This window comes from Leclercia sp. GLN_9, from assembly GCF_043105735.1.
In the GTDB taxonomy this organism is placed as follows: domain Bacteria; phylum Pseudomonadota; class Gammaproteobacteria; order Enterobacterales; family Enterobacteriaceae; genus Enterobacter; species Enterobacter adecarboxylatus.
Genome location: NZ_JBICLV010000010.1, coordinates 237,299 through 252,987 on the forward strand (window position 1 = coordinate 237,299; position 15,689 = coordinate 252,987).

Consider the following 15,689-nt stretch of genomic DNA (forward strand, 5'->3'; position numbering starts at 1 on the left):
CATCTAAACATCCAAAAGAAGGTGTGTTTATACCGCGATTGTTAACAAATTGCTAGCCATGCACCAGACGAAGACGCGCGCGACGGGCGCTCAGCCGGGGTCGAACCGTGTAAATGACGTAAAGATAGGGTCGCCATGCCATAAGACACCTCCTGCAAGTCGATACTTACATCATGTGCCGTACAGGCTGGTTCGTCGGTCAGGCGAAAGTAGGATCTGTTTTTTATCCGCTAAACTGCCGGGCGTTGCGGCCTGCTGCCGGATGGCGGTGTTGTCATACCCGGCGTGCGTAGGGCTGCTTCTCCAGGCCCGCACGAGCGCATCGTCGCCGGGCAATCGTCCCCTACGAAAGCATGAGAATGTTAATTCATGCAAAACACTCTATAGTCGTAGTGTTTCATTAATAAAGGATGAGCTAATGCGATTTAACGGACTGACCAAAGGGTTTTTCATTCTCATACTCCTGATTGTCACCTGGGCGTTTTTTGATGTGCTGTCGCCCTACTTTTCGGCGATCCTGTGGGCCGCGATCCTGGCGGTGATTTTCTACCCGGTCAAAAACACACTGCGTATTCGGATGGGCGATCGTAACGGGCTGGCGTCGCTGTTGAGCGTCCTGCTTATCTGCCTGATCGTCTTTATTCCCCTGATGGTGATCTTTTCCTCCCTGGCCTTTGAACTCAATATTGTTTACACGCGCCTGCAGCAGAACGACACCCAGTTTTCCGGGGTGTTCGCGAGTCTGTTCTCGCATCTGCCTGACTGGGTGCGCGCGCTGATGATCGAGCACGACCTGGATACCGCCACGCAGATCCAGCAGAAGCTCTCTGAGGCGGCGTTAAGAGGCGGGCAATACCTTGCCGGCAGCGCGTTCCTGATTGGTAAAGGGACCTTTGGCTTCGCCATCAGCTTCGGCGTCATGGTCTATCTGCTATTTTTCCTGCTGAAAGATGGCCCCTGGCTGATGCGACAAATCCTCGACAGCCTGCCGCTGTCGAATTTCGCCAAACAGCATCTGTTTGCCAAATTTGCCGGCGTCGCCAGAGCGACGGTAAAAGGCACCGCCGTCGTGGCGTTAGTGCAGGGTTTGCTGGGCGGCATCGCCTTCTGGGTTGTTGGAATTAATGGCAGCATTTTGTGGGGCGCGCTGATCGCGTTTCTGTCACTGATCCCGGCGGTCGGCTCGGCCATTGTCTGGGTCCCGGCGGCCATTTACCTCTTCGCCACCCACCAGCTATGGCAGGGCCTGTTTATTGTCGGGTTCTTTGTGCTGGTGGTAGGGCTGGTGGATAACCTGCTGCGTCCGCTGCTGGTGGGGAAAGACACCAAAATGCCCGATTACCTGATTCTGATCACCACCCTCGGCGGGATGGAGATTTACGGCATCAACGGCTTTGTCATTGGCCCGCTCATCGCCGCGCTGTTTATTGCCTCCTGGAATCTGCTCTCGGGTCGCGATCATGCCGGTAATGCCGAAGAGATTGACGATGCGATTATCGAAGAGGGGAAAAATTCTCGAGACTTATGAATAACAAGCATTATCATCCTACAGACGCTATCGCGACCTAAAAGGAATACGCCGTGCGTATCGCGACTATCACTAACTGGGCATACGGCGCCACCGTCTGCCTGACCCTCGCTTCCGGCGTGGCCATGTTGATGGCCTCCAACGCCGAAAAGGTTGAGCGTCAGGCCGTTGAACAGCGCTATGTATTCGATCAGCTCACCGAAGAGGTGGAGGCCGACGCCTGGGCGCTCTCCGACCTTGCGCGGCTGTACGTCATCAAACAGGATCCTGCGGTAGCCGACCAGTACCGTCAGAAAGCACAAGCGATGGTCGGGATTGAGCATCGCCTGCAAAAGTTGCGGGACGCGGGTGCCAGTGATGATGAGCTGGCGCTGCTGCACGAAGGGTTAACCGTGGCCGATGCCCTGCAGGATGAACAGCAGAGCGCCATCGCGAGCGTGAAAGGCGGGCAGCAATCTCAGGCCGTCGGACTGATTTATGGCGAGCGTTATGAGAACGAACTGGAGCAGGTCCAGAATCAGCTCGACCATTTTCGTCAGATGCTCGACAGACGTACCGACGCGGCCATTGACGACGCCACGGTCAAATCGCGCGGGCTGCGGACGCTCTCTGAAGTGATGGTCGGCCTGACCGCGCTGATGTTTTTGTTTGTTCTCGGTTTTATCCTCAAACGCCGGGTACTGCGCCCGGTGGTGCGCCTGAGCGACGTGGTTAACCGGCTGGCCTCGCAGGATTATGCGGTAGAAGCACCAGACTACCGCCAGATCGATGAGATTGGCGACATGGCGCAGGCGATCCGTATCTTTCGCGAAAATGGCCTGGTGCGGCAACGGCTGGAACAGGAGCGCGATGCCGACTGGGCGATCCGGGAACTGCTGGCGCGAATGACCCAGCGGCTACAGGGCTGCGAGTCCGTCGAGGATGTCCTGAACGTGGCCCGGCTGTTCGCGCCCGGCATTGCCCCTGGCGTCCCCGGACGGCTCTGGCTGCTGGAGCGGGAGCCGTGGCAGATGCACTGTGCCGCCGAATGGCTCGACCCGCAGGGCGAAGCCGAACCCTTCCACCCCGACCAGTGCTGGGCGGTGCGCCGCGGGCAGAGCCATCCGCCCGTGACCGGCGAGCCGGATATCACCTGCTATCACCTGCCAGACGCTTGCGCCGACCATTCGCTTTGCGTACCGCTGATTGCCCAGGGCGAGACCATCGGCCTGCTCTCATTCCAGAATGTCACCCGGGAACGGGCACCGTCCCGCGCCTATCTGGAACTGATGGCCGAAGCCCTTGGCCTGGCGCTGGCTAACCAGCGCCTGCGCGATGCCCTGCTGGAGAAAGCGTTATTCGATCCGCTGACCAATCTGCGCAACCGGCATCATCTGGATGACGCCCTGCGCACGCAGCTTGGCCAGGCGCAGCACACCGGTCAGCCGGTCAGTTGCCTGATGATCGATATCGACCACTTCAAAGCCATTAATGACAAATTTGGTCATGATGCGGGCGATCTGGTGATTAAAAGCGTGGCGACGGTGGTGCAGCGTGCGGTAGGCGACAAGGGAATGCCGTTCCGCTATGGCGGGGAAGAGTTCCTGATCTTGCTGCCGGGCGCAGATGACGCGGCGGCGTTTGCCTGCGCCTCCGAAATCCAGACCAACGTGCGCAGCCTGGCGCTGCGGTATGAGTTAACGGAGATTGGCACGGTGGATGTTTCCATCGGCATTGCCAGCTACCCGCAGCACGCCCAAAGCGACAACCTGTTGCGCGCCGCGGATGTGGCGCTGTACCGGGCGAAGGAGCTGGGGCGCTCAAGGATTGTCAGTTTCGGGATGCTTGAGGCGGAGTGAGGGGCTATCATTGCCCCCTCTCCTTTCCTGATGCCGTTGCCGCCTTATGAATCTCAATTACTTCTGTTACGTTCTTCTGGCCTTTACCGCTGCGGGCAGCGCCCTGCTGCCGCACCCTTTGGCGATGTGGTTTGTGCTCGTCAGCGCACTGACGCTGGTTATCTATGGCGCTGACAAGCTGGCGGCACGCAAGGCCTGGCGGCGGGTCCCTGAGGCGACACTGCTGATCTTTGGGGTGGTGGGTGGATGGCCGGGAGCGATCCTCGGCCAGCAGCTCTTTCGGCATAAAACCCAGAAACAGCCGTTTAAGACCTACTTTATGATCACGGTGATACTTAACGTCGTGCTGCTGCTGGCGGCCTGGCGATTTTGGCCCCTGATTGACAGCCACTTATGATGGCAAGCGTGGCCAGGCCCACAGTAGAGTAATCCCTAACTCTGGCCCTCTCCCTCAAGGAAGAGGGCAGGATGTCGTTACACCTCCAGCCCGGCGCGGAACTGGCCCCATTTCAGCACCGAATTCACCCCCATCGACAGAAACGGCTCCGGCGGAGTTCGGTTCGGGCCTGGCGATGCCACCAGAAAATCGATCAGCTCGTTGCGCTCTCCGGCGATCATATCCGCCAGCAGTTTGCCGGTGGCGGTGCCGCGGGTAATTCCCAGACCATTACAGCACAGCGCGCCATAGACGTTCGGTGCCAGCTGACCAAAGAAGCCCTCGTGGTTGTCCGACAGGCAGATAGCCCCGCTCCAGGAATATTCGAAATCGACCTTACTCAGCATCGGGAAGCGACGCTCGAACGATTTACGGTGGGTTTCAATATTGTGCTTCAGCTGCTTTTCCCGTGGGCGGCCATCGGGATGGAAGCTAAAGCTGTTACGCATCAGGATGCGGTTATCGACCGTGCGGCGCACGGTGCTGCCAAACGGGTGTGCCGGAATAACGCCCCATACCGGCTTGCCGCCGAGCTGCGCCTGCTCTTCAGCAGTCAGAGGGCGAGTCAGGCTGCCATAGAGGAAGGTTGGCAGCAGGCGCCCGCGCAGAAAACCAAAATGGGCGGCAAAGGCGTTATTCGCCAGAATCAGCGTGTCGGCGGTAATGGTGCCCTGAGCATGCACCAGCGTCACTTTGTCGCCATAGTCGATGGAGGTGATGGGGGTATTTTCATACAGCGTCACGTTAGACGGCAGGTTGTCCGCCAGGCCTTTCACCAGCGCCGACGGCTGGAGCAGAATGGTGCCCGGAATGTAGAGCGCCTGCTGGTAGTAAGAGGTGCCGATATGGTCCGGCAGATCCTTTCCGGGAATCATCTCTGCGTGGCGGCCAATTTTCTCCAGCCCGCTGCGGTAAGCCTCCAGAATCGCGACCCCCTTCTCCCCCACCGCGGCCTGATATTTGCCGGATTCGGTCATCTGGCACTCGATACCGTGCTCTTTCACGATCCCGCGCAGGTAGTTCTGCCCGAGGGTGTTGAGTTTGAGGATCAAATTGGCGGTGGTGACGTCACCGATATAGTCCTTGGCCCCGATATCGTGCGGCACATCAATGGCAAAACCGGCGTTGCGCCCGGAGGATCCGAAACCCACGTCCTGCGCTTCAATCAGCACCACTTCATCATTCGGAAAATTTAGCGCCAGCTGACGGGCCGCCGCCAGCCCGGTTAACCCGGCACCGACGATCGCCCAGCGGGCATGTTTTTGCCCCACGTGGGCAGGACGTGGGGTACGCGGTTGACTGGTGTGATACCAACCCGGCAGGGCGTCGTCAGCAGGCAGAGAAGTGATCTTTTGCACGTTGGTTACTCCGGTAGCTCTGATTATGTTCTCGTCACGTCACCGCAGGATCCGGCAACTGATATGGGATCAATGTTAGCCATCATGAGTAAATGAATATGTGATGTATATCGCATGTATACATGAAGTATAAAAATAGTTAACGGAATGATAAAAAAGGCGTGCGAAGCCCGGCGCAGCGGGGCGTCTGAGAAGAAAACAGCATGGGAGAAGAGGGCCTGTCAGCGGTCGCCAGCAGGCCTTATGGCAAGAAGATTAGCGGTTATCGCCCTCCTGGAAAGGCGCAAAATTGTCAGCTTTTAGCCCCTGCGGAGCGATGAAAATTTCCATATTTTCCCGCGACAGCTCCCAGTGCTCAAAGACCAGATCGACGACCGCCTGCTCATCACGTGCCTCAATGGCCACGATAAACGCATCGTGATGATCCGCGGCCAGCTGTAAGCGGCGCTCCATATCCTCGTTTTGCGGCCGGAAGAAGGTGTGTCCGATACGACAATGGTCGATCAGCAAACGCCCCAGGCTCGGCTGCAAATAGGGATTGGCCGCCATCTCGCCCATGATCTCGTGAAAACGGTTGTTCTCCAGCGCCAGCGCCTCGGCATCGCGGGTTTGCACCGCTTTGCGAAAGCGCTTTTGGGTCTCTTTCAGCGCTTTTAACTGCGCTGGCTTGTAATGCTGTACGGCAAGGCGTCCGGTGGCGGCGTAAATCATCGGTGCCACCAGGAAGAAATTGCGCAGCGTCGAGTGACTCATCGGGATCACCCGCACGCCGCGTTTTTCCACAATTTCGAGATACCCTTCTCCTGCCAGGCGCTGGAAGATTTCGCGCACCGGCGTACGGGACAGACCGTACTGCGCGGTCAGCGCGGCTTCATCCAGCAGCTCGTCTGGATCCAACTCCATGGTCAGAATATGTCGCTTGAGATCCTCGTACAGCGCTACCTTTCCCGTTCTCATTGACGCCTCCTGAAAATCGACCGGTGATGCTTAACTATGATGTTGCTTAACCTACAGATAAAGATGTGCAACAGCAAAATTATCAGCCACGGCAATCATGTTCTGCGCATTTCACTGGCAGTCAGATAGATCAGCCTCAGGACAGGCTCTGGATCCCGATCCGGTGGATGGCGCAGGATCTCCCCACGTAGCCAGTCTATTTCACTGCCGGCAACGTGGCGAAACGTCCTCAACCGCCCGGCATTTTTTAGCCATTTCATAATAAAGGCATTTTTCTGCCGGTTAGAGCAAATGCGTCCCTGCTTTCTCGACAGGCCAACCGCCACCAGAAGACAGAAATAGAAATGAATTCTCTCTTCCAGACCGTTAAACACGGCTTCAGGCGTCGTCTTCAGAGAGATCAATCCAGAGGGTCTTCAGTTCGGTGTACTGGTCGAGGGCGAAGACAGATTTATCGCGCCCGCCAAACCCCGACTGCTTGTAGCCGCCAAACGGCGTGGTGGCGTCGCCTTCCCCAAAGCAGTTCACCGTTACCGTACCCGCACGAATGGCGCGCGATACCCGAATGGCCCGGTTCAGCTTGCCGGTGTAGACCGATGCGGCCAGACCGTACTGTGTATCGTTTGCCAGGGCGACAGCCTCGGCTTCGGTGTTGAAGGTGGTCACGCACAGCACCGGGCCGAAGATCTCCTCCTGGAACAGCGCGCTCTCGGGCGTCACCCCGTCGATAATGGTTGGCTGAACATAGGCACCCTGCTCGGTATCGCCCCCCTGCACAATCCGCAGCCCTTCCTGGCGAGCCGTATCGAGATAACCGCTCACCTTGCTGAAATGTTCCGTCGAGACCATCGCGCCGAGCCGGTTGCGCGGATCGAGAGGATTGCCCATCGGCCAGTCACCGATCTGTTTTGCCATTTCGGCCAGCAGCGCCGCTTTAACACTTTCCTGCACCAGCAGGCGCGAGGTGGCAGAGCAGTTCTCGCCCATGTTCCAGAATGCGCCGTTAAGCACATGTCCGGCCACGGTCGCCAGATCTCCCGCATCGTCGAAGACGACGGCCGGGTTTTTACCGCCGCACTCCAGCACCACCTTCTTGAGGTTAGATTCGGCTGCATAGTGCAGGAAGCGTCGTCCGGTGGCCGTGGAGCCGGTAAAGCTCACCATGTCGATATCGGGATGCAGACCAATCGGCTCCCCGACCTCTTTGCCGGTGCCGGTGACGATATTCAGCACGCCCGCCGGGATGCCCGCCTCAAAGGCCAGGTCGGCGACCCGCAGCGCGGTGAGCGAGGTTTGCTCTGCCGGTTTCACGATGACCGAGCAGCCAGCCGCCAGTGCCGGGCCGATCTTCCAGGCCAGCATCAGCAGCGGGAAGTTCCAGGGCAGAACGCACCCCACCACGCCAATCGGCTCGCGCACGACCAGCGCCATTGCGCCGTTACCGACCGGGGCGGTGTGGTCATACAGTTTATCGATGGCTTCTGCGTGCCACTTCAGGACGTGAATGGTTTCCGGCACGTCCACCGCCAGGCATTCGCTTACCGGTTTCCCGCTGTCGAGGCTTTCCAGCACCGCCAGTTGGTCGATCTCCTGCTCCATCAGCGCCGCCAGTTTCAGCAGCACCGCTTTGCGTTCGCCCGGTGCCTGCTTGCTCCAGCTCCCGGCCTCGAACGCACTGCGCGCTCCCTCCACCGCGGCATTGACATCGGTGATGTCGCAGGCAGCGATGTGGCCAAGGGTCTCCCCGGTGGCCGGGTTGGTGGTGGGCAGGGTTTTACCAGATTGCGCGGCGACGAAGCGCCCGTTGATAAAGGCCTTGCTCGCCAGGGAGAGATCCCGGGCGATGGCCGTTACGTCGTCCAGCGTGTGCAGCTGACTCATATCGCCTCCTTACAGCGCCGCAGCGACGTTGCGTTTTACATCAGTGATCACCGCTTTCAGCTGCGCTTTCTCTTCTTCATTGAGATCCTGCAACGGCGCGCGCACCGTGCCGGAGGTCAGGCCGTTCAGCTCGCAGCCGTAGCGGATAGATTGCACAAACTTGCCACCGTCGAGGAAGTTCATCAGCGGCATCATGGCGGCCATGATTTTGCGGCCTTTGGCGAAATCTTTTTCCACCACGCAGGCTTCATACAGCGCCACGTGTTCGCGTGGAATGAAGTTAGAACCAGCACAGACCCAGCTTTGCGCGCCCCAGGCGAAGAACTCCAGCGCCTGATCGTCCCAGCCGCAGGAAAGCGCGATGTTCGGGAACTTGCAGGCCAGCAGGTGCAGGTTGTTGAAATCCCCGGAACTCTCTTTAATGGCGACCACGTTGGGTGAGCGGCTCACTTCGCGAAAGTAGGTCTCGCCCATGGTGATCCCCATGCGGCCCGGGTAGTTGTAGAGCATGATCGGCAGCTGGGCGGCTTTATCCACGGTCAGCGCGTGATGGGCATTTTCCAGCTCGGTCGGCAGGGCATACGGTGGCGAGGTGACCAGAATGGCATCGGCTTTGATCTCACGCGCATGTTTGGCGTAGTCCACCGCGTCTTCGGTGCGGGTGGCCCCCGTGCCGACGATCAGCGGCAGGCGAGTGCCAATCACCTGACGGGCGTGTTCCACCAGCGCTTTACGCTCTTCCTGGCTCTGCGCGTAATATTCGCCCGTGGAGCCACCAATGATGATGCCGTGAACGCGGGCCTCGATCAGCGACTCCAGCACCTCGGAAAAGCGTGCAAAATCAATGCTGCCATCGGCTGCGTAAGGGGTAATTGCCGGGGTGTAGATACCTTCAAATGTCAACACGATAACCTCCAGAGGGGAATTCACGACCATCACAGTCTGCTACGCAACCCTGATGGACTGCGTTTGTTAAAAATTTGCACACGGGCAGGTAAAAGGTCAATGGAGGAATATTTTTTGTATACATGAAAAATACAACATAAATACGTAATAACAGGAGATTTTTACACATGTGTGAAAAATAATTTATATAAATCAATAAAATAAATGAATTATTTCTTCGTAGTAATTTTCTATATAATTTCCGATAGCGATCACATTCCCGAATTATCACCCTCTGAGACGTATTTACAGCGCCTTTCCGGCGGCATAGTTTTAATGCTGTAGTTAACCAGAATTTAACAAAACACCACACCGCAACGCCGGGTTGTGACCAGAATGTAAACAGAGGTACCGGGTATGCCCCATAAGAAAGCGACACTCATCGGCCTGATCGCCATCCTGCTGTGGAGCGCGATTGTCGGCCTGATCAAAAGCGTGAGCGAAGGCTTTGGCCCGGTGGGCGGAGCGGCGTTGATTTACACCTGTAGCGCGGTGTTACTGCTGTTTACCATTGGCTTTCCGAAGATCCAGAAGTTCCCGGTGAGTTATCTCATCATCGGCAGCGTGCTGTTCGTCTGCTATGAGCTGTGCCTGTCCCTGTCGCTGGGCTTTACCCATAGCGGGCGTCAGGCCATCGAAGTGGGAATGGTGAATTACCTCTGGCCGAGCATGACGATTTTACTGGCGGTGATCGTTAACCGGCAGAAAACCAGCCCGTTAATTATTCCCGGCGTGGTGTTAGCCATTATCGGAATAGGCCGGGTATTAGGTGGCAACGGGGGATTTTCGCTGACAGAGATGATGAATAACGTTATGGATAATCCGTTAAGTTACGGGCTGGCATTCAGCGGAGCGGTGATCTGGGCCATATATTGCGTGGTCACTCAACGTATCGCCCGGGGAAATAACGGAATTACATTGTTCTTTATCTTAACGGCGCTGACGCTGTGGGTGAAATATTTCACCTCGCCCCAGCCGGAATTTGTTCTGTCGTGGCACGCGTGGATCAGCCTGCTGCTGGCGGCGATGGCGATGGGCTTTGGTTATGCTGCCTGGAATGTGGGGATCCTGCACGGCAACGTCACGGTGCTGGCGGCGGCGTCGTACTTTATTCCGATTATCTCGGCAGTGCTGGCGGCGTTTATGCTGGATTCGCACCTGACGCTGGCTTTCTGGCAAGGGACGGCGATGGTCAGCCTCGGCTCGCTTATCTGCTGGTGGTCAACGCGCACGGTTGCCGTAAAACGTTTATCTGACGAAACGTCTTAAAAATAATAAACACAGTAACACCATAATAAATATAACTAACATCTTATCCGACCATCCTGCAGCGGAGGAGTATTTGCCATGAATTACGCGAAATAACGCACGCTATTATTTAACGCTTGAATCTTCTTAGACCTATATTTATTCCGTAATCGCTTGATTAATGGAAAGCGGCCTCGCTCGGCTTTAATAAACATCCATCGCTATTTATGTTTATTACCGCCTGCCCGTAAGCCATTAATTTAACGATGCCGGAGAAAGACAGGAGTTACCATGTCAAATACCGTTTCTGTTGAAGACGTACCACTTAACCGCTTTCACCGCCTGCTGACCATTCGCTCCGGTGGCGGCTCCTTCGTCGATGGCTATGTACTGAGCATTATCGGCATCGCCATGATGAAGGTCTCTCCGGCGCTGGGGTTAACCGCCTTCTGGGAGGGGCTGATTGCTGCCTCTGCGCTGATCGGCATCTTCTTTGGCGGCTTTATCGGCGGTGCCCTCACCGACCGGCTGGGCAGACGGATGCTCTATTTCGTTGGCCCGACGCTGTTTGTGATCTGCTCCGTGGCGCAGTACTGGGTGCAGAGCGGCGAGATGCTGTTTGCCCTGCGCTTTTTAAACGGCGTGGCGGTGGGCATTGAGTACCCGGTGGCGACCGCCTTCCTGGTGGAGTTTCTGCCGAAGAAAAACCGCGGTCCTTGCCTGGCCACCCTCACCATCCTGTGGTTTGCCGGTGCCGCCGCGGCCTATATGATCGGTGAAGCGCTGCTGCACTTTGGCGGCCCGGATGCCTGGCGTCTGACGCTGGCCAGCACCGCAGTGATCGGCGCGCTGCTGTTCCTGGTGCGTATGGGCACCCCGGAATCCCCGCGCTGGCTGATGAGCAAAGGCCGTCACGCCGAAGCCGAAGCGATCATTCGCCGGGTGTATGGCCCGGACTTTGGCCTGGACAATCTGCCGGAGCAGGCGGAAAGCAAAAACCTCTCCTTCTCCAACCTGCTGCACTCGGGTTATGGCAAACGCATGGCGTTCGTGACCATCTTCTGGACCTGCTCGGTGATCCCGGTCTTCGCGGTATATGCCTTTGCCCCGAAAGTGCTGGATGCGCTGCACCTGAGCGGGAAGTGGGCGTCGTACGGTTCGGTAGCCATCACCCTGCTGTTCGTGGTCGGCTGCATTATCGCTACGCGCCTGGTGAATACCCTGGGACGCCGCAAGCTGCTGCTGCAAAGTTTCCTCTGGTCGGGGCTGGCGCTGCTGCTGCTCGGTCTGCTGCGTGACGGGCCATCGATGATCATTCTGCTGATGTTTGGTGCTTATGCACTGTTTATCGGCGGGGCGCAGGTACTCCAGCTGGTCTACCCGAATGAGATTTTCCCGACGGAAATCCGCGCCTGTGCCGTGGGTGTGGGAACGTCGCTGTCGCGTATTGGGGCTGCCGTCGGTACCTGGCTGGTGCCCGTCTCATTGCAGAGCCTGGGGATCGGCACCACCATGTATATCGCCGCGGCAATCACCTTTGTGGGCCTGGCCGTCTCCTGGTGGCTGGCACCGGAAACCAACGCCCGCAGCCTTGCCGATGCAGCCTCGCTGGATGACACCCCGTCACAAAAAGCGAGTATGCCGGGACCAATGGCGAAGCGTCATCTACTGTAACCTGGATAAAAAGGGCCGCATCGCGGCCCTTTACTCTTTCACCCGTTTTTCCACTTCCCTGCGCCGCTTTCTGAACGAACTGGGCGTTTCACCGTACTGTTTACGGAACCAGGCGATCAGGTGCGAGGCGTCGGCGAAGCCGGTGGCAGTGGCAATGGCGTTAATGCTGTTGCTGGAGTCGGCCATCAGCTTGCGCGCCTGCTCAAGGCGCATCCGCCGCCAGTAGACCGCCGCCGAGTGGCCAGTACACTGGGTAAAGATCAGGTTAAGCTGGCGGAACGTCACCCCGGCAAAGTCAGCAACCTCCGCCAGCGGTACCGGCGAATCGAGATGGTGCTTCATAAACTCAATCACCTTCGTCACCAGCGGGTTCTCGTAGACATCGGGTTCGCTGAGGGGCGTTTTATGCTTCGCTTTCGGCGTTGGCACCTCATCCACCAGCAGATATTTCAGCACCTTTTGCGAGCGCACCAACCCGCAGTGCTGGCGGATCAGATCGGCCGCCAGGTCAATCGCCGTACCGCCAGGGCAGGAGATGATCCCGCCGTCTTTGATGTAGGTTTTATCGATTACCGGAATGGCTTTCGGGAAACGCAGCCGGAACTCGTCGCGGGTGGTGAAGTGGATCGCGCAGTGGCGACCGTCCAGTAGCCCGGCGTTACCGGCGACAAAAGCCCCGCTACACAGGGTGATGATGGGAATATTGCGGGCGTGCAGATCCCGCAAGGCCTGCAATAGCCACTCCGGCGGCTGGCGGGTCTCTTCCAGTAGCCCGCCCGCCACCACGAAGTAATCCCAGTCCCGGGCGAAATCGAGCGGCGCGGTGGGCGATACCGGCAGGCCACAGCTGGCGGTGATGGGCTGGTCATCGCAGGTCATCCACTCCCAGCGGCAAAAGATCTGCCGGCTGGAGAAGGACTCGTCTGCCGCAAAGCGCAGAGACTCTACCAGCCCCGCCACCGAGGCCAGCGTAAAGTGCTTCATCAGCAGAAAGCCGATCGTCAGGTCAGGCTTCGGCTCACTGTGGCTGTCAGACAGTTTCGTTGGAGGCATGGTCATCAGGCTCCTGCAATCCCCCCAGCTTACTCAGCAGACGCTTCAGGTCGGCGATATCCTGGGTATTCAGACCGGCGGTAATCATCTTCTCGGCGCTTTTGGCCTGCTCAATCATCTGCACCAGCATCGCTTCGCCCTCTGCCGTCATGGAGACCAGCTTGCGGCGGCGGTTAGCGGGATCGGTCTGCACCGTCAGTAACCCGCTCTTGCTCATCCGATCGATAACGTAGGTGCCGGTGGCTTTATCAAACCCGGCGCGGTTCCCCAGCGTTTGCTGGTCGCAGCGCGTTTCTTCCGCCAGTACAACCAGTATGGCGTATTGCACGGCTGATAACCCGGTATCGACGCACTGGCTCCAGCAGGTGGTGGAGTGCTGCCCTGCGCGGCGCATCAGGTGCATTAATGAACAATCGCCATGCGGCCACAGGGGCGCGGCAAGGATTAAGTCGCGATTTTCTGCCATCGACTCTCTTGACTCCTGAAAACGACAAACATATAGTTCGAGCACAAACAGTTTGAACTCAAACTATATATGAAAGAATACATTCAGAGAACCCGCATGAAGCTTGTTGTAGGCATGACTGGCGCTACTGGCGCTGCAATTGGCGTTCGTTTACTGGCCGCGCTGAAAGATCTGGACGTCGAAACGCATCTGATCATTTCCAAATGGGCGCGCGCCACCATTCAACTGGAAACGCCCTACAGTGTACAGGAGGTTATCGCTCTCGCCTCGAAGACTTACAGCGAGCACGATCAGGCTGCAGCCATCTCCAGTGGCTCCTTTCGCGTTGACGGCATGATTGTGGTGCCGTGCAGCATGAAGACCCTGGCCGCTATCCGCTGCGGCTACGCCGATGGCCTGATTGCCCGCGCCGCCGACGTGACGCTGAAAGAGCAGCGCAAGCTGGTGCTGGTTCCCCGCGAATCGCCGCTCAACGCCATTCACCTTGAGAACATGCTCGCCCTGACCCGCGCCGGTGCCATGATGCTGCCGCCAATGCCCGCCTTCTATAACAACCCCACCAGCACTGACGACATCATCAATCATTTTGTGTCGCGCATTCTGGATCAGTTCGGCCTGGATAACGCTTTAACAAAACGCTGGGGTGAACCTCACTCCGCTCCCACGGCTTAAGGAGAGCCTGATGACCTATTACGGTGATTTACGCAGTTATATCGATGCCCTCGACGCCATGGGCGACATCATGCACGTGACCCGCGAAGTGGACGGTGATTTTGAGCCAAGTGCCATTACCCGCCGCAGCTATGAGATCCAGTCCCCTGCCCCGCTGTTCCACAACGTGGCAGGCGTGGCACCCGGTTTCCGTCTTTTCGGCGCGCCTGCCAGCCTCTCATCCCGACAGGATATGCCCTATGCCCGCGTGGCGATGTCGCTCGGCCTGGCCCCGGACTGCACCGGGCCGCAGATCGTCGAAGCGCTGTCGGCGGCGCGCCATAAGCCCGGCATTCCCCCGGTGCGGGTGGCCTCTTCTGACGCCCTGTGCCATCAGAACATTTTGCGCGGTGAAGATGCGAACCTCGACCGCTTCCCAATCCCCTTTGCCCACGACAAGGACGGCGGTCGCTACGCCAATACCTGGGGCACGCTGATCGTGAAGACGCCGGACGGCAAATGGGTGAACTGGTCTATTGCCCGCGTGATGAAGGTCGATGGCAAGCGGATGGTGGGGCTGATTGTCCCGAGCCAGCATATCGGCCAGATCTGGACGGAGTGGGTAAAACTCGGCCAGCCGATGCCTTATGCACTGGTGCAAGGCCCGGCGCCGGCGATCTCCTGTGTGTCCGGCATCCCAATTCCGGCCCACGCCGATGAGGCGGATTACATTGGTACCCTGGCGGGCGAGCCGGTGCCGGTGGTCAAAGCAATCAGTATCGATCTGGACGTGCCTGCCACCGCCGAAATCGTGATTGAGGGGCATGTCTCCATTAACCGTGATTGCCAGGAAGGGCCATACGGCGAGTATGGCGGTTATCTGGGCGAAGGCTCCTCCGCCCAACCGACCTTCCACGTCGAGACGATTACCCATCGTGACGATCCGATCTGGCCGATGTCGATTACGGGCCGCCCGACCGACGAGTCGCACACCCTGTGGGCGATGGGGCTGGCCGCAGATGCCCTGACCTCTCTGCGTGAAGCGGAACTGCCGATTGTCACCGCCTGGATCCCGGAAGATTCTACCGTCCACTGGCTGCTGGTGGTGGTGCCGCAAAACTGGCGCGAGTTGCTGCCGGGCGTCACCAGCGAAGCACTGGCCCAACGCATCGGCGAAGTGCTGTTTAAGACCGACGCGATGGTGTTTATTCCGAAGGTCTACGTGGTGGACGATGATTTTGACCCAACCAACCTGCGCGAAGTGGTGTGGGTGCTCTCAACCCGCGTGCACCCGGTTAGTCGCCGCGCGGTGTTTGACGATCAGCGCGTGATCCGCCTGCCACAGTGTTATGAAGAGGAGGAGTATGTGGCCGGTCGTGGGGCGAAAGTGGTGTTTGATACGCTGCAAACCACCCGCCATCTGCATGCCTCGTTTGAGCAGGGGTATCCAGAAGAGGTGCGCCAGCGGGTACTGGATAACTGGCCGACGGATCGCTAAGCCACACTCTGCCTGTCTGTTTGAAAAAACAGGCAGGCATTTCCAGCTGGCCCTCCTTCCCCATCGCACACTTATTAAACCCTCTCATAACCGCATCCTCGATTTAAGAATAATCCCGCCCGCATCGCCGTCTATGCTTAATGTTTAAAAATCAGA

The 15,689-nt window shown here is 58.0% G+C and carries 14 protein-coding genes; 7 read left to right on the forward strand and 7 right to left on the reverse strand.

The window, feature by feature from the left end; all coding sequences use genetic code 11:
* The first annotated feature begins 418 nt into the window (after nt 1–418).
* Genes ACF8PE_RS06140 through ACF8PE_RS06150 form a run of 3 tightly spaced genes read left to right on the forward strand, consistent with a single transcriptional unit; the run spans nt 419 to nt 3,763 of the window.
* Nucleotides 419–1,528: an AI-2E family transporter gene (locus ACF8PE_RS06140; RefSeq protein ID WP_032616736.1), complete on the forward strand. Its 1,110-nt coding sequence runs from the start codon at nt 419–421 to the stop codon at nt 1,526–1,528.
* Between the two features lie 53 nt (nt 1,529–1,581).
* Complete coding sequence (locus ACF8PE_RS06145; protein ID WP_077227023.1) at nt 1,582–3,366, forward strand: diguanylate cyclase; 1,785 nt, start codon at nt 1,582–1,584, stop codon at nt 3,364–3,366.
* 46 nt (nt 3,367–3,412) lie between these two features.
* Nucleotides 3,413–3,763, forward strand: a complete 351-nt coding sequence (locus ACF8PE_RS06150) for a DUF1294 domain-containing protein (RefSeq protein WP_032616734.1) — start codon at nt 3,413–3,415, stop codon at nt 3,761–3,763.
* Nucleotides 3,764–3,840: 77 nt separating this feature from the next.
* Here ACF8PE_RS06150 and ACF8PE_RS06155 read toward each other — a convergent pair whose 3' ends face one another.
* The 5 genes from ACF8PE_RS06155 to ACF8PE_RS06175 all read right to left on the reverse strand — a co-directional run bounded on the left by ACF8PE_RS06155 (nt 3,841) and on the right by ACF8PE_RS06175 (nt 8,904).
* Nucleotides 3,841–5,160: an FAD-binding oxidoreductase gene (locus ACF8PE_RS06155; RefSeq protein ID WP_032616733.1), complete on the reverse strand. Its 1,320-nt coding sequence runs from the start codon at nt 5,158–5,160 to the stop codon at nt 3,841–3,843.
* A gap of 255 nt (nt 5,161–5,415) precedes the next feature.
* Complete coding sequence (locus ACF8PE_RS06160) at nt 5,416–6,117, reverse strand: GntR family transcriptional regulator (protein WP_032616732.1); 702 nt, start codon at nt 6,115–6,117, stop codon at nt 5,416–5,418.
* A gap of 95 nt (nt 6,118–6,212) precedes the next feature.
* Nucleotides 6,213–6,521, reverse strand: a complete 309-nt coding sequence (locus ACF8PE_RS06165) for a hypothetical protein (RefSeq protein WP_223263924.1) — start codon at nt 6,519–6,521, stop codon at nt 6,213–6,215.
* Nucleotides 6,496–7,998: an aldehyde dehydrogenase gene (locus ACF8PE_RS06170; RefSeq protein WP_392494692.1), complete on the reverse strand. Its 1,503-nt coding sequence runs from the start codon at nt 7,996–7,998 to the stop codon at nt 6,496–6,498. The genes ACF8PE_RS06165 and ACF8PE_RS06170 overlap by 26 nt, the downstream gene beginning before the upstream one ends.
* A gap of 9 nt (nt 7,999–8,007) precedes the next feature.
* Nucleotides 8,008–8,904 (reverse strand): dihydrodipicolinate synthase family protein, encoded by an 897-nt coding sequence (locus ACF8PE_RS06175; protein ID WP_144883453.1) that lies wholly within the window; start codon nt 8,902–8,904, stop codon nt 8,008–8,010.
* A 396-nt stretch (nt 8,905–9,300) separates the two neighbouring features.
* On the opposite strand from ACF8PE_RS06175, the gene yddG reads away from it, so the two are divergent.
* Entirely contained in the window at nt 9,301–10,212 is a 912-nt protein-coding gene (yddG, locus tag ACF8PE_RS06180; protein WP_032616729.1) for an aromatic amino acid DMT transporter YddG, read from the forward strand.
* A 270-nt stretch (nt 10,213–10,482) separates the two neighbouring features.
* Nucleotides 10,483–11,865: an MFS transporter gene (locus ACF8PE_RS06185; protein ID WP_317518972.1), complete on the forward strand. Its 1,383-nt coding sequence runs from the start codon at nt 10,483–10,485 to the stop codon at nt 11,863–11,865.
* 30 nt (nt 11,866–11,895) lie between these two features.
* Here the strand turns inward: ACF8PE_RS06185 and ACF8PE_RS06190 are convergent, their stop codons facing one another.
* Together ACF8PE_RS06190 and ACF8PE_RS06195 are read right to left on the reverse strand one after the other, a co-directional pair.
* Entirely contained in the window at nt 11,896–12,924 is a 1,029-nt protein-coding gene (locus ACF8PE_RS06190; RefSeq protein ID WP_371320503.1) for a GlxA family transcriptional regulator, read from the reverse strand.
* The gene (locus ACF8PE_RS06195; protein ID WP_059308662.1) at nt 12,896–13,384 is read right to left on the reverse strand and encodes a MarR family winged helix-turn-helix transcriptional regulator; all 489 of its coding nucleotides are present in this window, start codon (nt 13,382–13,384) and stop codon (nt 12,896–12,898) included. Before ACF8PE_RS06195 ends, ACF8PE_RS06190 begins: the two co-directional genes overlap by 29 nt.
* 96 nt (nt 13,385–13,480) lie before the next feature.
* Here ACF8PE_RS06195 and ACF8PE_RS06200 point away from each other — a divergent pair, with 96 nt between their 5' ends.
* Nucleotides 13,481–14,056: a non-oxidative hydroxyarylic acid decarboxylases subunit B gene (locus tag ACF8PE_RS06200; RefSeq protein WP_059308663.1), complete on the forward strand. Its 576-nt coding sequence runs from the start codon at nt 13,481–13,483 to the stop codon at nt 14,054–14,056.
* Between the two features lie 10 nt (nt 14,057–14,066).
* Entirely contained in the window at nt 14,067–15,533 is a 1,467-nt protein-coding gene (locus ACF8PE_RS06205) for a UbiD family decarboxylase (protein ID WP_144883449.1), read from the forward strand.
* Nucleotides 15,534–15,689: the final 156 nt, after the last annotated feature.